We start from the raw sequence: 16571 nt of genomic DNA, 5'->3' as shown, positions 1-16571 counted from the left end.
TACCCCCACTCATGGCTCCACAATATTGAAATCCCCGGGCTTGCCGCCCACGAAGCGGTTCAAGGACTGCATCAAAAGCTCCATAGGAGCAGCATCTCCCGTAATCTCCGCTGCCTGGCGGAATTTGTCCGCCATCCCTGCCATCATCAGCAACAGGGCCTTGGCAGGACACTTCACCACAGTATCCACCGGCCGTGCTTCTTTGGCGTAGAGCAGCACGCCGTAACGCAGATAGGCAGTATACGTTTCCTTGATATCGGTAAGCTCGAAGCGGATGGCAGCATTCTCCTCTGCCGTGGCCTGCCTATCCAGCAAAATCCCCATATAATCAAAGGCCATTTCCGGGGTGAGGTTTTCCATCATATCGCCACCAAAACCGGGGCGATTGGGTATCTTCAACATCAAATTGCCATGACGCAGTTCCACGGCTCCCGTCAGATAGCAGTTGCGCCAGGGGCCAGATTCCGCCTGATAACCCAGCTGTTCAAAGGCATCGGCACAGAGCCGACGGGCCTCGGTATTCCCGGGGTCGGCAAAGACCAGCTTATTGGTCAGCTCCGCCACCCACTGATATTCCCCAGCCTCAAAGTCCTGCCGGGCCTTTTCCAAAACAGCTTCCACGCTGCCCAGGCCCAGGTACTGAGCCCACTTTTTTCCGCTCTCCTCCGGCGGCAGCTTGTGCAGATGAATGGGATTGGCATCATACCAGCCCATGAATTTCTGATAGACCGCCTTGGCATCATGGGACACCGTGCCATAATACTGGCGGGTGTACCAGTTTTTCGCCAGCATAGGCGTAAGCTCGATGATATGGGCGATTTCGTCAGCAGTGTACCCCAGATTCAATAGAGCCAATGTCTCATCGTTGATGAATTTATAGACCGCCGCCGTATCCAGCAGGTAATCGCGAATCAAATCCTTCCCCCAATGGGGCCAGTTATGGGACTGGAAGGTCACTTCGGTCTTGTCGCCGTAAAGGGCTGCCGCTTCCATGATGTACTTGGCCCAGGCATTGCCGTCCCGAACCTGAGCTCCCCGCAGGGTATAGAGATTATGCAGGGTACAGGTGCAGTTTTCCGCCAGCCACAGGGCTTTTTTCTGCGGAAAATACGTATTCATCTCCGCCGGCGCTTCCGTCCCCGGCGTCATCTGAAATTCCATCTCCACCCCGTCGATGATGATAGTCGCCCCGGTTTCCTTGATTTCCCAGGTGGGCAGGATAAAGGAAGAGGTGGCCCGCCGGGTCTGCCCCATGCCAATGCCGATACCCAGACCGCCCTTTGGCCCCTTTTCCAGGAAAACGCCGTACTGATACCCCGCCCGCCGGCTCATGGCTCTGCCTGCGTAGAGATTTTCCTCCATGGCGGACTTGGTAAAGCCCTGGGGCACGATGACGGGAATCTTACCGCTGGCAATCTGCTCATCAATGGGCAGGGAGCGGTCCGCCGCTTCCTCGTCGGTCAGGAAGGCCTTGATGCCGCCAAAATGGTCGATATGGGGATGAGAAATGACAACAGCCTTGACAGGGCGCTTGCCCAAATGCTTCTCCACTAACTCCATGGCTGCCTTTGCCGTCTCCACCGCCATGGAGGTATCGAAGACAATCCAGCCTGTATCTCCGGCAATCAATGTCACATTGGCCATATCAAAGCCCCGCACCTGATAGATGCCCTTGGTGACCTCAAAAAGCCCCGCGATATGATTGTTCTTCGTATTTTCCCAGAGGCTCGGATTCGCTGTGTCAGGTGCTTTCTTCATCTCGTCCAAAAAGGCATAAGCAGCCTGGCTCCAGACCACCTCTCCGTCTGCATTGCGGATTTCCAAAGCCTCCGGCGCCGCCAGCAATCCCCGCCGCGCAAACTCCCCTTCGCGCTTGTCGTGGAAATCCAGCTGCTCATAAACCGCTGCATTCCTTTTCGCCGTCTGGACCGTTGCATTCTTCTTCTCAACCGTCAGTTTTTCCCGCAAAATAAGCCCTCCTTTTCAACTTTGTTACCAGTATTCTGCTATTCAGGCTCCTTCCTCAAACGACCATAATCCCTTACATCCGATATATCGTAAAAAAACAAGGAAACTTAATCACTATTTTCCCGTCTATTCCTAACATAAAAGCACCCAAAAGCTAAAATTTGACATGTCAATCCCCCACTGCGTTCCGTCGCATACTAAGCGGGACCGGGGCATTGACTGTCTGCAGCGTATGGTGCTTAGCGTAAAAAAACCGATTTTTGCCTACATCCGTTCTATCTGTAAAAGTCTGCTGTCTGAGCGCAGCGAGTTTTGACTTTTACAGATACTGAATTGAAAGGCAAAAATCGGTTTTAGCTAAGCACCATAGCGAAGAACAGCCAATGCCCCGGCCCCGCGTCATATGCCACGAATCAATGGTGCGAATTATTATTCATTCTTCTCTTCAAGCAAGGGTTTCAGGAATTTCCCAGTGTAAGACGCCGGAACCTTCACGATATCTTCGGGTCTGCCAGAGGCCACAATGGTGCCTCCCTTATCTCCCCCTTCAGGCCCCAGGTCGATAATATAATCCGCCGTCTTAATCACATCGAGATTATGCTCAATGACCACGACGGTATCGCCCCCATCCACCAGCCGCTGCAAAATCCCCAGCAGCTTATGGATATCGGCAGAATGCAACCCCGTGGTGGGTTCGTCCAAAATGTAAAGGGTCTTGCCCGTACTGCGGCGGGAAAGTTCTGTCGCCAGCTTCACGCGCTGAGCCTCGCCACCGGACAGGGTAGTAGCCGGCTGGCCCAATTTGATATAGCCCAGGCCCACATCCTGAATGATCTGCAGCTTGCGGGCAATGCGCGGCACATTGGCAAAGAACACCACCGCTTCATCGATGGTCATATCGAGCACATCGGCAATGGTCTTGCCCTTATAGCGGACTTCCAAGGTTTCCCGGTTGTAACGCGCTCCCTTGCAGACTTCGCAGGGCACATAGACATCGGGCAGGAAGTGCATTTCGATTTTCAAGATGCCATCGCCCTTGCAGGCCTCGCAGCGCCCGCCCTTGACATTGAAGCTGAAGCGCCCGGGCTTGTACCCCCGCACCTTGGCTTCGCTGGTCTGGCTGAACAGCTCGCGGATGGCATCGAATACGCCGGTATAGGTGGCGGGGTTGGAACGCGGCGTACGGCCAATAGGCTGCTGGTCGATATCGATGATCTTGTCGATATGTTCAAGTCCCTTGATCTTCTTATGCTTGCCCGGTTTGCCCTTGGCATGATAGAGCCTTGAGGCAATGCCCTTATAGAGAATCTCATTGACCAATGTACTCTTGCCCGAGCCGGATACACCTGTTACCAGCGTCAGCGTTCCCAAGGGGAATTTCACACTGATATCCTTGAGATTGTTTTCGGCCGCACCAACCACTTCAAGGAAATTGCCATTACCCGGACGGCGGCGCGACGGCACGGGGATGAATTTCCTGCGGGACAGGTATTGACCGGTCACGGACTCAGGCACCTGCATGATTTCCTGCGCCGTGCCCTGCGCCACCACCTGACCGCCATGCTCACCAGCACCGGGGCCGATATCGATGATATGGTCCGCGGCGTACATGGTATCTTCGTCATGCTCGACCACGAGCAGGGTATTGCCCAAATCCCGCAAGTTTTTGAGAGTTTCCAACAGTCGGTTGTTGTCCCGCTGATGCAGGCCGATACTGGGTTCATCCAGTACATAGAGCACCCCCTGCAACCCCGAGCCAATCTGCGTGGCCAGCCGGATGCGCTGGGCTTCGCCGCCTGATAGCGTACCTGCCGCCCGCGACAAGGTCAGATAGTCCAGGCCGACATTCAGCAGGAAATTCAGCCGCGCATGGATTTCCTTCAGGATCTGTCTGGCAATCTTCGCCTCGCGGGGCGTCAATTCCAGATCCTGGAAAAAGCTCTCGGCCTCGCGGATATTCATATTGGTGACTTCATGGATATTCTTGCCGCCCACCAGCACAGACAGGGTTTCCGGTTTGAGTCTTGCCCCATGGCAGGCCGAACACGGAATCTCCGTCATATAATTCTCGTAGGACTCCCGCATCTCATCCGAATCTGTTTCCTGATAGCGACGGGAAAGAAGCGGCATCACACCCTCGAATTCCACATTGTATTCCTTGTTCTCCCCGAACATATTGACATAGTGGAAGCGGAACTTCTCATCCTTCGAACCATGCAGCAGGACTTTCTGTGTCTTCTTGTCCAGCTCCTGCCAGGGTGTATCCATATCACAGCCATAGTCGCGCAGCACCGCCGCCATGGCACACATGGCATAGGAATGCGGATTTTTCGACAACGGAGCAAACACGCCACCCGCCACTGACAGACGCGGATCGGGAATCACGAGTTCCTCGTCAAATTCCATATGACTGCCCAGCCCCATGCAGACCGGACACGCACCGAAGGGGCTGTTGAAGGAGAACATGCGCGGCGTGATTTCCGGCAGGCTGATGCCGCAGTCCACACAGGCAAAATTCTCGCTGAACATCAAGATTTCGCCGTCCACAACCTGCACATAGACGACACCTTCCCCGAGCTTCAAAGCTGTTTCCAACGAATCGGCCAGCCGCTGGTCCATACCCTCGCGCACAACCAGACGGTCAATGACCACCTCAATGGTATGTTTCTTATTCTTCTCCAGCTTGATATCGTCGTTGATATCAAAGATTTCCCCGTCAATACGCACCCGCACATAGCCTTCATGACGGATATGGTCGAGAATCTTGCGATGCTCGCCCTTCTTGCCCCGCACCACCTGCGCCATGATCAGCAGCTTCGTGCGCTCGGGCAGTTCCTTTATCTGATCGACCATTTGGTCCACGGTCTGCTGGGTAATCGGTTTGCCGCATTTCGGACAATGCGGCCGTCCGGCTCTGGCAAAGAGCAGGCGCAGATAGTCATAGATTTCCGTGACCGTGCCCACCGTGGAACGCGGATTATGGCTCGTGGTCTTCTGGTCAATGGAGATTGCCGGCGACAGGCCATCGATATTATCCACATCGGGCTTATCCATCTGCCCCAGGAACTGCCGGGCATAGGAAGACAGCGACTCCACATAGCGCCGCTGCCCTTCGGCATAGACCGTATCAAAGGCCAACGAAGATTTGCCCGAACCGGACAGCCCCGTGACCACGACTAATTTATCTCTAGGAATATCCACATTGATATTCTTCAAGTTATGGGCGCGTGCGCCCTTGATTTTAATAAATTGTTCCATTATGTACCTCTTTCTGCAGGCTCTCAACAATTTATCTCCATTTTACCATTTAATTTTTTCATCTGCAATCATGCTGTTTTTGCAAGTGCGGACTATTTCTACTGTCCTGATGGAAAGGAAGCAGAAACCATGACAGGGAAAAATAAAGGGCAGATAAGAAATTAATCTTATCTGCCCCAATAACCTGTTCCACTGCCTATCGTCACCTTATCCAGCCGGTATTTCAGTTAATGTTGCATTATTATATCATTTTCATTCATGGAAGCAATGTTCGTGTACTTCCCATCAACAGAATTGTGCAACGCAAGTTTTCCTTCACGCAACAGCTTGGCAGCTTTTTGATAAGCTTCAGAGTTCCGCTCAAAACCATCAATATGCCAATCATTTACTGGTTTAACAGCAATAATGCCATTTTTCACTTCTTTTATATAACGTATGGACATATTGCGGATGGTTCCCTCGGTTTCACCGAAGGCTTCAATGCTTGTCCAAAGCTGAGGAAAATGCTGACCTTCAAAGATCCCCCCCTTGGCAGTAAGCTGATTCATGCGATAAGAGTTCATTCCCAACCGGATCTTATCGGTATCCTTGATGACTTTCCCTGTGCGTTTGAGACGCAAATCTTTAATACGGCGGCCCGCCGGTTCGGTAAGGTCGATTACATAATTCACGCCGCCGAAAATATCATTCGTGCTGTATTTAGAAGCACGGCGGACAGGATTGTAGCTGGGTGCAATATCTCCCGGCTGTTTTTGATTGAAATATTCTGCTGACCATTCCATATAAGTGCGCAAGTCCCTGCCACTGATTTCATAGACAGTGGTTTCACCACCAGTATACTGATAATTGAAGGCAATGTCTTTGCGCCGGATTGGGCCTACGAGCATCTGAGCATTATCACGACTGATAATCACCGAAGTTACATCTGCGCCGCTATAGTAAAGCTGCACTTCATTGAAAAAATTGGTCAACGGCGTATCGGTTATCTGCACTTCGCTAATGCCAGGCATAGAATCTTCCGGAACCATATTCATGCCTGTAACTGTGCCAATCTCTTCATTGGCTGTTCTACGAGCTTCAAGATGATAGGGCGCCAAAAGTTCCACTAATCTTCCATCACTGTCATAGTTCTTCATGGGAATGGTCTGTGCTTTCTTTGCCGTAACTTCCCAACGCTTATCCTTATGGGACAATGTTAAATCAATACGTGTAAGTACCTGACCGTATTTGTACGGTTCAGAAATCAGTACGCCATTCACCATAGCACTGCTGACGTTTTTGTGCATATGGCCGGCAACAATGGCTGTAAGCTCCGGATTAGCTTGGGCAACATCCGTGACACTGGTATCCGGATGACCATTCTCATTTTCCAGCCCCATGTGCATAACGCCAATCAGGATATCGGCTTTTCCCTTCAATTCTTCAATGACCTTACGCGTTTCTATGGCAGGATTTGTTACCTTTACACTTTGCAGATGATCGGTATCTTTTTCAAATTCTGCAATCATGGGCGTATTCAGGCCGATGATGCCTACCTTTACCCCGGCTTTTTCTACGATGGCAGATGCAGGCAGGTAACGGCTCCCATCTTCATTGTACACGTTGCCACAGAGTTTTTCACCCTTGAACTGGTCGGTTACATGCTTGAGGACATCCAAACCAAAATTGAATTCATGATTGCCCATGGTCCATGTATCGTAGTGCATTTCGTTCATCGCCACAATCATAGGCTGATGAGGTTTTGTATTGAACTGCTCCACACTGTTGTCCTGGATAGAATCGCCGCAGTCCACCAAGATGACATGAGGCGTTTCCTGACGGATCTCCTTTATGGCGGTATATAACTGCACTAAGCTGCCGGAGCGATCCTCCGTATCCGTAGCATAGTCCCAGGGCATAAACCGTCCATGCACATCGCTGGTTCCCAAAATGGTAAGCTGTATCGTATCACCTGCTGCAGCCAAAGCCTTTACTCCGGACAGACCATCAACAGCTGCCGTTATGCCGCCTGCCAGTAATAACTGTAAAAAATTCCTTCTACTTAACATAGCATAGTACCTCCCATGACATCGAACTTCATTGTTTTCTTAATTCGCAGCAATTTCTTCAGCAGACTCCCTGCGCCAGGAAAGGTTGCACAGTTTTTGCGCCAGACAGCCCACTATAAGCCCCAAGACATTGGAACCGCAGATATATGCAAAAGCATAGCCAAGGTTCAGCCAGTAATCAGGTTGTGTGGGGAATGCACCAAGATAATATCCGGCAAAAACACAGGAGAAGGTGTTGAAGCCTACTAAGGAATGATTGATGAACGATAATTTCAGCGATACCATCAACACCAAAATCATAACAAAAACAGCAGACATATTAGCTGCCAGCCCTGGCATGATCTCCGAAAGCACATCGGTCAGTACCACTGCTGTAATTGCCATAAGACCAGCTGCTACGGTTGTAACGGTACCTTCCTTTATGGCCTTGCCATTTGCGCCTATTGCAAGATACCAGGCCCAACCGATAAAAACAGCCCACACCGGCAACTGCAGCAAGGCACCTGCGCATGCGGCTGCCGATACAAAAGCCACCACAATATCCGTTTGATTGATTCCCTTGATTGCCCGTAAAACCTGTTCCATAGTCAACACTCCGTTATATTTATTATCGTTTTTTATTATTCTACAGGAATGAGGACTTCTTTTAAAGGACATATGTCCTTTAAACTGTCACAGATTATCTTCCTCCGTCTTTATCATGCCATTAATCTGAAGCAGTTGTAAAGTTAACAAGATTCACTGCAGGAATAAACCGCAACTAAAGCGAATTTACTAAAAATGTACACTATTTGTATGAATTCAAATCAGGAAGGAGAACTTTGACGATATGCCTGTTATGGAATACCTGGAGCGCAATGCAAAGCTTTACGGCGACGAGGTTGCGCTGGTGGAGCTCAACCCCACCGAACCGGATACCCGCCGCATGAGCTGGAAGGAGTACAGCCTCATCGAGTCTGACACCTTTGCCCCCTACCGGCGGGAAATCACCTGGAGCGTCTTTGAGGAAAAGGCCAACCGCTGTGCCAACCTGCTCCTGCAGCGCGGCGTGGGCAAGGGGGACAAGGTGGCCATCCTCATGTACAACTGCCTGGAATGGCTGCCTATTTACTTCGGCATCCTCAAGACCGGCGCCATTGCCGTGCCCTTCAACTTCCGCTACGACGCAGGAGAGATCTTCTACTGCGCGGAACTGGCCGAGGTCAGCGTGATCATCTTCGGGCCGAAGTTTATCGGCCGTATTGAAACGAACGCAGAACGGCTGTCCAAGGGACGGCTGCTGATCTACGTGGGCGACAACTGCCCGAGTTTTGCCGAGAGCTATCATCTGATGGTGGCAGATTGCCCGAGCACTAAGCCCAATGTGCCCCCCATCACCGATGATGATTTCGGCGCAATTTATTTTTCCTCGGGCACGACAGGCTTTCCCAAAGCCATCCTGCACAAGCACCGCAGTCTCACGCAGGCCGCCAAAATGGAACAAAAGCACCATGCCACCACCCATGAGGATGTATTCCTCTGCATCCCGCCACTTTACCACACGGGGGCCAAATTCCATTGGATGGGCAGCCTCGTCGTAGGCGGCAAGGCCATCCTGCTCAAGGGCACCAAGCCCGATATCATCCTGCAGACCGTTTCGCAGGAACACTGCACCATCGTCTGGCTGCTGGTTCCCTGGGCGCAGGATATCCTGGGGGCTTTGGACAGAGGTCAGTTGAAACTGGAAGATTATGAGCTGGCACAATGGCGGCTGATGCATATCGGCGCCCAGCCGGTGCCTTCGAGCCTGATCCGTCATTGGAAGAAATATTTCCCGCACCATGCCTATGATACCAACTATGGCCTGTCCGAGTCCACAGGCCCGGGTTGCGTGCATCTGGGCATGGAGAACATCCACAAGGTCGGCGCCATCGGTGTGCCTGGTTACCGCTGGGAATGCAAGATCGTCGACAGCAATGGCCAGGAGGTTCCCCGCGGGGAAGTCGGCGAGCTCTGTGTCAAAGGCCCCGGCGTCATGACCTGCTATTACAACAATGAACAGGCCACTGCCGAAGTCCTGCGGAATGGCTGGCTATTTACCGGCGACATGGCCCGGCAGGACGAGGATGGCTTCTATTTCCTCGTGGACCGCAAGAAAGATGTCATCGTCAGTGGCGGCGAAAATATCTATCCCGTTCAGATTGAAGATTTCCTGCATAAATTTGCAAAAATCAAAGATGTAGCGGTTATCGGCATGCCGGACAAGCGCCTCGGCGAAATCTGCACGGCCATCATCGAAATCAAAGAAGATACCGCCTGCACCGAAGCGGAAATCGACGAGTTCTGTCTGGAACTGCCGCGCTACAAGCGCCCTAAGAAAATCATCTTTGCCCCCGTGCCGCGCAATGCCACAGGCAAGATTGAAAAACCAAAACTGCGTAAACTGTACGGTGCCGACAATCTGGTAGCCAAGCAGGTGGAGAGCGAGGAAGAATGCGTATGAAATCATTAATGTTAGGCAACAAAGCCATTGCCCGGGGGCTCTACGAAGCCGGCGTCTGCTTCGTGTCCAGCTATCCCGGCACCCCGAGCACGGAAATCACCGAAGAAGCGGTCAAATACGACGAAATATACTGCGAATGGGCCCCAAACGAAAAGGTGGCCATGGAGTCAGCCTTCGGCGCATCGCTGTCAGGCAAACGCTCCTTCTGCGCCCAGAAACATGTGGGGCTCAACGTAGCCGCCGATCCGCTGTTCACCATGTCCTATACCGGCGTCAATGCAGGGCTAGTCATCGTCGTAGCCGACGATGCGGGCATGCACTCGTCCCAGAACGAGCAGGACAGCCGCCACTACGCCATCGCCGCCAAGGTACCCATGCTCGAACCTGCCGATTCAGCCGAGGCCCTTACCTTCACGAAAAAGGCCTATGAACTTTCAGAGCAATTCGATACGCCGGTGCTCATCAAGATGTGTACCCGCGTGGCTCACTCCCAATCGGTGGTGGAAACCGGTAAGCGTCAGGAACACGACAAGCCCTATGAGAAAAATATTGCCAAATACGTCATGATGCCGGGCAATGCCAAAAAGCGCCATCCCATCGTGGAGGCACGCACCCAAGCCCTCAAGGAGTTTGCGGAGACCACCGAACTCAACCGCATCGAGATGGGGGGCACGGAGCTGGGCATCATCACATCCTCCACCTCCTATCAATATGTCAAGGAAGTCTTTGGCACAAGCGCCAGCGTTCTCAAGCTCGGCATGGTCAACCCCCTGCCCGAGCAGAAAATCCGCGACTTTGCTGCCAAGGTGCAGAAACTCGTGGTGGTCGAGGAATTGGACGACATCATCGAGCAGTATGTACGCTCCCTTGGGCTGACCGTTTCCGGACGGGATATCCTGCCCGGCATTGACGAATTCTCCCAGAATATCGTAGCCAAAGCCTTTGGCCGTGACGTCACGACCGGAGAGACATTGGAGGATGCCATCCCGCCCCGGCCGCCTGTGATGTGTGCGGGCTGCCCTCATCGCGGCCTGTTCTACACCCTGCAGAAGAAAAAATGCACGGTGCTCGGCGACATCGGCTGCTATACCCTCGGCGCGGTTCCGCCGCTCAGCGCTATGGATATGACGCTCTGCATGGGTGCTTCCATCAGCGCCGCTCATGGCTTTAACAAGATGCGCGGTGCAGAAAGCAGCGACAAAACCGTGGCGGTGATTGGCGACTCCACCTTTATCCATTCCGGCATGACCGGGCTGGCCAATGTGGCCTATAACCAGTCCCCCTCCACCATCATCATTCTCGACAATTCCATCACGGGCATGACCGGCCATCAGCAGAACCCGGCCACCGGCCTCAATATCAAAGGGGAACCCGCAGGCCGCATCGATCTGGAATCTCTCTGCCGAGCCATGGGCTTTGCCCGCGTGCGAGTGGTAGATCCCTACGACCTCAAGGCCACGGAAGCGGCCATCACAGAGGAACTTTCCGCCCCTGAAGCCTCGGTCATCATCTCCCGCCGTCCCTGCGCTCTGCTCAAAAAAGTAAAGCACAAGGCACCCCTTGCGGTTGACCGGGAAAAATGCATCGGCTGCAAGGCCTGCATGCGCATCGGCTGCCCGGCCATTTCCATCAAGGAAGGCAAGGCCCATGTGGATATCACCCTTTGCGTGGGCTGCGGTGTCTGCGAGCAGCTCTGTCCCAAACAGGCTTTTGCCAGCACGGCGCAAGATTAAGGAGGCGGCTATGGAAACAAAAAATATCATCATCATCGGTGTCGGCGGTCAGGGTTCACTACTGGCCAGCAAGATTTTAGGCGATTTATTGCTGCGCCAGGGCCATGATGTCAAAGTCTCAGAGGTACACGGCATGTCCCAACGTGGCGGCAGCGTCATCACCTATGTACGGTTCGGTGACCATGTTTATTCCCCCGTAGTTGACGAAGGCGAAGCCGATTTCATTGTCTCCTTTGAACTTTTAGAAACGGCCCGCTGGCTCAAATGCCTGAAACCCGGTGGCCAGATTGTCACCAACACCCAGCAGATCGATCCCATGCCCGTGATTACCGGCGCAGCTGCCTATCCCGCAGATTTGGCGCAAAAGATCAAGGCAAAAAACATCAAGATTGATGCCATGGACTGTCTGACGCTGGCGCAGCAGGCCGGTTCCCTCAAAGCCGTGAACATCGTACTCCTGGGCAGGCTCTCCCACTATTTTGACATCAGCGAGGAAGCATGGCAGGAGGTTCTCACCGCCAACGTGCCGCCCAAATTCCTCGAACTCAACCGAAAAGCCTTTGCCCTGGGCCGAAACTATCAAGCGTAAAGAGAAAAGAGGTCATACATTGGAACGTTATTTTCAAGCTGAAATCGAATGTGCCCCGGTAGAAAAGATCCGCGCCCTGCAGGAAGAAAAACTATTGAAACAGGTGCGCCATGCCTGGGAGCATGTACCCTATTACCGTCAGAAGATGGAAGAACACGGCGTGAAGCCCGAGGATATCCAGACCTTAGCCGATATCCACAAACTTCCCTTTATCTCCAAGCACGATTTGCGGGAAACCTATCCCTATGGCCTGCTGGCCGTGCCCCTCAAGGACTGTGTGCGCATCCATTCCACCTCAGGCACCACGGGCAAGCGTGTCATTGCCTATTACACCCAGGCTGATATCGATATGTGGAATGACTGCACGGCCCGCGCCCTCGCTGCGGCGGGTGGCACAGACGAGGACGTCTGCCATATCGCCTATGGCTATGGCCTGTTCACAGGCGGTGCAGGCATTGACGGTGGCTCCCATAAGCTCGGCTGTCTCACCGTCCCCGCCAGCTCCGGCAACACGGAACGGCAGATCATGTTTATCATGGATCTAAAAGCCACCATTCTTTGCTGCACACCAAGCTATGCCGCCTACCTGGCCGAATCCATGAAGGAAATGGGCTACGGCCCTGAGGATATCCCCCTGAAAATCGGCATCTTCGGCGCGGAAGCCTGGTCCGAGGAAATGCAGCGGGATATCGAACAGACCTTGGGCATCAAAGCCTACGATATCTACGGGCTCACGGAACTGTCCGGCCCCGGCGTGGCCTTTGCCTGCTCGGCGCAGGACGGCATGCATATCAATGAGGACCATTTCCTCGCCGAAATCATCGATCCCGATACGGGCGAAGTCCTGCCCGAAGGCAGTCAGGGGGAACTTGTCCTGACCGCCTTAGATAAACAGGCCTTCCCCATCCTGCGCTACCGCACGCGGGATATCTGCGTGCTGAACCGGGAAAAATGCAGCTGCGGCCGCACCCATGTCCGCATGACCAAACCGTTGGGCCGCAGCGACGATATGCTGATCATCCGCGGCGTCAATGTATTCCCGAGTCAGATTGAAACGGTTCTGCTGAACCACGGCTATGCCGCCAACTATCAGATCATCGTCGACCGGGTGAACAACACCGATACCCTGACGGTCAAAGTCGAGATGACGCCGCAGATGTTTACCGATAATGTGGGCGAAATCGACGAACGCCGTAAGGAGCTGGCCGAAGGCATCAAAAACATCCTGGGCATCCGTGCCAAGGTAACGCTGGTGGCCCCCAAGAGCATTGAACGAAGCAACGGCAAAGCCGTCCGCATCATCGACAAACGCAAGATTTGAGGAGGTGTCAAGATGAGCGTAAAACAGATATCCGTATTCCTGGAAAACCGCCCCGGCACGCTAAAAAGCCTGACTGCCGTGCTAGCCGAAAACGACATCAACATCCGCGCCCTGTCGCTGGCCGATACCAATGACTTCGGCATCGTACGGATGCTCGTGGATGATGTATTCGATGCCACCAATGTATTAAAAGACGCCGGCTTCATCGCCAGCCTCACTCCCGTATTGGTCTTCGCCGTCTCCGACAAGACCGGCGGCCTCGACAACCTGCTGGCAAAATTTGAAGCAGCACAGATCAACATCGAATACATGTACGCCTTCGCCGGGAAGAAAGACGCCTATATGATTTTCCGCGTCAGCGATACAAAAAATGCCGAAGCCGCCCTGCGCAAGGCCGGCTGCAAAGCGCTGACGGCAGAAGAAATGACCGCAGTATAAATAAATGTCTCCATAACATGTTAAAAGTCCGCTGACCATCAGCGGACTTTTTCAATGAAACAATTACATTTTGTTGGTTAGTATGTACTGAATAGTATCTTGTTCATGCGAAGTCAGGGGTGAACGGGGGTGTACTTTTGCTGTTTCCGCTAAACGACCCTCCCTGCCAGGTTATAGGTGTTTAGCTGGAATGCGCCGGGCAGGCCAGCGGCGCGTTTTTCAGCGTGCTTTCTAGTAACCACTTGTGTCGGGCCGGCCTTCGCTGACGCTCAGGCAGTCGCTCCCACAGCAAAAGCACACCCCCGTTCACCCCAAGATACAGAATCAACCATCGGCATGAATCGTTTCTCCCGTGACAAGCACATCGATGTACTTGCGGCTTACAGCCGAGACTTAGCCATTTGACACAACTATACCTTTGGGTGGAGGCGGGGATGCTTATTCGCCGACGGAACGACTGCCTGAACGAAGTGAAGGCTGGCCCGCAAACAGGCGTTGCTGGAAACTGAGCTGAACATACGCGCCGCCGGCCTGCCCGGCGCAGGTAACTAAAATAACGCGTACTACTGCTGGCGGGTCATTTAGTGAAGTGGCGAAGAAGTATCCCCGCCTCCGCCTCACAAATCTGTAACCAATTGCGTTTAATCTCGCACCAACAAACTGCAATTTATCTTTCCTTTTTCCCCGGTTTAGGCAATGTCCCATCGAGTTCCAATATCATATCCCTAAGTTCTGCCGCCCGCTCGAATTCCATGGCGCGGGAGGCCTGCTGCATTTCTCTGAGCAAGGTCTTGACCAGATTTTCCTTGTCTTTCTTGGACAGTTTCTTTTTCTTCTTGCCATCTCCTGCCGTATAGCTTGCAGCCGTTTCGGCTACCAATGTGGTTTCAATCAGCGGCTTGATGGGTTTGATGATGGTCTTGGGCACAATATGGTGTTCTTTATTGTATGCCTGCTGAATCTCCCGGCGGCGTTCGGTTTCGTCCATAGCCCGCTTCATGGAATCGGTAATCCGGTCCGCATACATGATTACCCGCCCATTGGCATTGCGGGCGGCTCGGCCGATGATCTGGATCAGCGAGGTATCGGAACGCAGGAAGCCTTCCTTATCCGCATCCAAGATGGCAATCAGCGAAACCTCCGGCATATCGAGGCCTTCGCGCAGGAGATTGATGCCCACCAGCACATCAAATTCCCCGGCCCGCAGATCGTGGATAATTTCTGCGCGCTCAATCGTCGCGATATCCGAATGCAGATAGCGTACCTTGACGCCGGCTTCCTTGAGGAAATCCGTGAGATTTTCCGCCATCTTCTTGGTCAAGGTCGTGACCAGAACGCGCTCATTGCGCTCGATGCGAATGCGGATTTCGCTGAGCAGATCATCGATCTGCCCCTCCAACGGCCGCACTTCGATTTCCGGATCGACAAGTCCTGTCGGACGGATTACCTGCTGGGCAATCTGCTGTGCCTGTTCCTGTTCATACTTGCCCGGCGTGGCCGACACATAGATGATCTGATTGATACGCGCAGCGAACTCATCAAAGGTCAACGGCCTATTGTCAAAGGCTGATGGCAGGCGGAAGCCATTTTCCACCAGCGACACCTTGCGGCTGCGGTCACCGGCATACATGGCATGGACCTGTGGCAGTGTCACATGGGACTCATCCACCACGATCAGGAAATCCTCGGGGAAGTAATCCAGCAAGGTATAAGGTGCCTCCCCGGCCTTGCGGTGCGTGAGGTGACGAGAGTAGTTTTCGATGCCCGAACAATAGCCCATTTCCTGCATCATTTCCAGATCGTAGTTCGTGCGCTGTTCAATGCGCTGGGCCTCTAACAACTTGCCATTTTCCCGGAACATCCTGAGCTGTTCGTCGAGCTCATCCCGGATATCCTTCATGGCCAGCTTCATGTCTTCGTCTTCCGTGACATAGTGGGAAGCTGGGAACACCATCAGATGCGTGCGCTCGCCGTAGACCTCGCCCGTCACCACATCGAACTCGACCATGCGGTCGATCTCATCGCCAAATAGTTCAATGCGCACGGCACGGTTGTTATAGCCTGCCGGGAATACCTCGATCACATCCCCCCGCACCCGGAACCGCCCGCGTTCAAAGGCAATATCATTGCGCTCATAGCGGATCTGCACCAATTTATGCAGGATATCCTCCCGAGGAACTTCCTGCCCTTTATGCAGGGACAAGACCATCTCATGATAGCTTTCCGGTGAGCCCAGGCCATAGATGCAGGACACGGATGCCACGATGATCACATCCCGCCGCTCAAACAGTGAGCAGGTAGCCGAATGGCGCAGTTCATCGATTTCATCATTGATGGAACTGTCCTTCTCGATATAGGTATCCGTCGAAGCAATGTAGGCTTCGGGCTGATAGTAATCATAGTAACTGACAAAATAACCCACATAATTTTCCGGGAAGAAGGCCTTGAACTCGCTGGCCAGCTGCGCCGCCAGCGTTTTATTGTGCGCAATGACCAAGGTAGGCTTCTGCACCTTCTCGATGACCTTGGCAATGGTATAGGTCTTGCCGGTTCCCGTAGCCCCCAAAAGCACCTGCGCCTGCTGGCCATTCTCGATGCCCGCCGCCAGGTCTTCAATGGCTTTGGGCTGGTCACCCATCGGCTCGAACGGCGCCACTACTTTAAAAGGGATTTCTTTATCAAACTGCATCGTATTCAATTTCGGCACCATGGCCATGATCCATCCTCCTCGCAA

Annotated in this window: 10 protein-coding genes; 5 read left to right on the top strand and 5 right to left on the bottom strand. The window is 53.1% G+C overall.

Going from position 1 to position 16571, the window contains the following annotated elements; translation table 11 throughout:
• Positions 1 to 9: 9 nt before the first annotated feature.
• The 4 genes from BLQ59_RS07345 to BLQ59_RS07330 all read right to left on the bottom strand — a co-directional run bounded on the left by BLQ59_RS07345 (position 10) and on the right by BLQ59_RS07330 (position 7859).
• Positions 10 to 1968 carry an alkyl/aryl-sulfatase gene (locus tag BLQ59_RS07345; protein ID WP_143005312.1) on the bottom strand — a complete coding sequence of 653 codons (1959 nt, stop codon included), beginning with the start codon at positions 1966 to 1968 and terminating at the stop codon, positions 10 to 12.
• 429 nt (positions 1969 to 2397) lie between these two features.
• A complete protein-coding gene (uvrA, locus tag BLQ59_RS07340) occupies positions 2398 to 5226 on the bottom strand; it encodes an excinuclease ABC subunit UvrA (protein ID WP_074572226.1) in 2829 nt (942 codons plus the stop codon).
• A gap of 227 nt (positions 5227 to 5453) precedes the next feature.
• The gene (locus tag BLQ59_RS07335; protein ID WP_074572225.1) at positions 5454 to 7274 is read right to left on the bottom strand and encodes a bifunctional metallophosphatase/5'-nucleotidase; all 1821 of its coding nucleotides are present in this window, start codon (positions 7272 to 7274) and stop codon (positions 5454 to 5456) included.
• A gap of 39 nt (positions 7275 to 7313) precedes the next feature.
• The gene (locus tag BLQ59_RS07330; RefSeq protein WP_074572224.1) at positions 7314 to 7859 is read right to left on the bottom strand and encodes a DUF1097 domain-containing protein; all 546 of its coding nucleotides are present in this window, start codon (positions 7857 to 7859) and stop codon (positions 7314 to 7316) included.
• A gap of 244 nt (positions 7860 to 8103) precedes the next feature.
• Between BLQ59_RS07330 and BLQ59_RS07325 the strand changes: the two genes are divergently transcribed.
• From BLQ59_RS07325 to BLQ59_RS07305, 5 genes are read left to right on the top strand one after another with little or no spacing between them, the layout of a single operon-like run.
• A complete protein-coding gene (locus tag BLQ59_RS07325) occupies positions 8104 to 9756 on the top strand; it encodes a class I adenylate-forming enzyme family protein (protein WP_074572223.1) in 1653 nt (550 codons plus the stop codon).
• Positions 9753 to 11489 carry an indolepyruvate ferredoxin oxidoreductase subunit alpha gene (gene iorA, locus BLQ59_RS07320; RefSeq protein WP_074572222.1) on the top strand — a complete coding sequence of 579 codons (1737 nt, stop codon included), beginning with the start codon at positions 9753 to 9755 and terminating at the stop codon, positions 11487 to 11489. Before BLQ59_RS07325 ends, iorA begins: the two co-directional genes overlap by 4 nt.
• 10 nt (positions 11490 to 11499) lie before the next feature.
• Complete coding sequence (locus BLQ59_RS07315; protein WP_074572221.1) at positions 11500 to 12078, top strand: indolepyruvate oxidoreductase subunit beta; 579 nt, start codon at positions 11500 to 11502, stop codon at positions 12076 to 12078.
• A 19-nt stretch (positions 12079 to 12097) separates the two neighbouring features.
• Positions 12098 to 13399, top strand: coding sequence for a phenylacetate--CoA ligase family protein (locus BLQ59_RS07310; protein ID WP_074572220.1), 1302 nt, complete (start codon positions 12098 to 12100; stop codon positions 13397 to 13399).
• A 12-nt stretch (positions 13400 to 13411) separates the two neighbouring features.
• Positions 13412 to 13837 (top strand): ACT domain-containing protein, encoded by a 426-nt coding sequence (locus BLQ59_RS07305; RefSeq protein WP_074572219.1) that lies wholly within the window; start codon positions 13412 to 13414, stop codon positions 13835 to 13837.
• A gap of 667 nt (positions 13838 to 14504) precedes the next feature.
• Here the strand turns inward: BLQ59_RS07305 and uvrB are convergent.
• Entirely contained in the window at positions 14505 to 16553 is a 2049-nt protein-coding gene (gene uvrB / locus BLQ59_RS07300; RefSeq protein WP_074572218.1) for an excinuclease ABC subunit UvrB, read from the bottom strand.
• Positions 16554 to 16571 lie beyond the last annotated feature (18 nt).

This window comes from Pseudoselenomonas ruminantium (assembly GCF_900104055.1).
In the GTDB taxonomy this organism is placed as follows: Bacteria; Bacillota; Negativicutes; order Selenomonadales; family Selenomonadaceae; genus Selenomonas_A; species Selenomonas_A ruminantium_C.
This window is presented reverse-complemented; position numbering and strand designations above follow the sequence as displayed.

Bases quoted from the DNA above. Each gene is read 5' to 3' on its own strand.
- uvrA (WP_074572226.1), bottom strand. From the start codon at position 5,226: ATGGAACAATTTATTAAAATCAAGGGCGCACGCGCCCATAACTTGAAG.
- BLQ59_RS07335 (WP_074572225.1), bottom strand. From the start codon at position 7,274: ATGTTAAGTAGAAGGAATTTTTTACAGTTATTACTGGCAGGCGGCATA.
- BLQ59_RS07330 (WP_074572224.1), bottom strand. From the start codon at position 7,859: ATGGAACAGGTTTTACGGGCAATCAAGGGAATCAATCAAACGGATATT.
- BLQ59_RS07325 (WP_074572223.1), top strand. From the start codon at position 8,104: ATGCCTGTTATGGAATACCTGGAGCGCAATGCAAAGCTTTACGGCGAC.
- iorA (WP_074572222.1), top strand. From the start codon at position 9,753: ATGAAATCATTAATGTTAGGCAACAAAGCCATTGCCCGGGGGCTCTAC.
- BLQ59_RS07315 (WP_074572221.1), top strand. From the start codon at position 11,500: ATGGAAACAAAAAATATCATCATCATCGGTGTCGGCGGTCAGGGTTCA.
- BLQ59_RS07305 (WP_074572219.1), top strand. From the start codon at position 13,412: ATGAGCGTAAAACAGATATCCGTATTCCTGGAAAACCGCCCCGGCACG.
- uvrB (WP_074572218.1), bottom strand. From the start codon at position 16,553: ATGGCCATGGTGCCGAAATTGAATACGATGCAGTTTGATAAAGAAATC.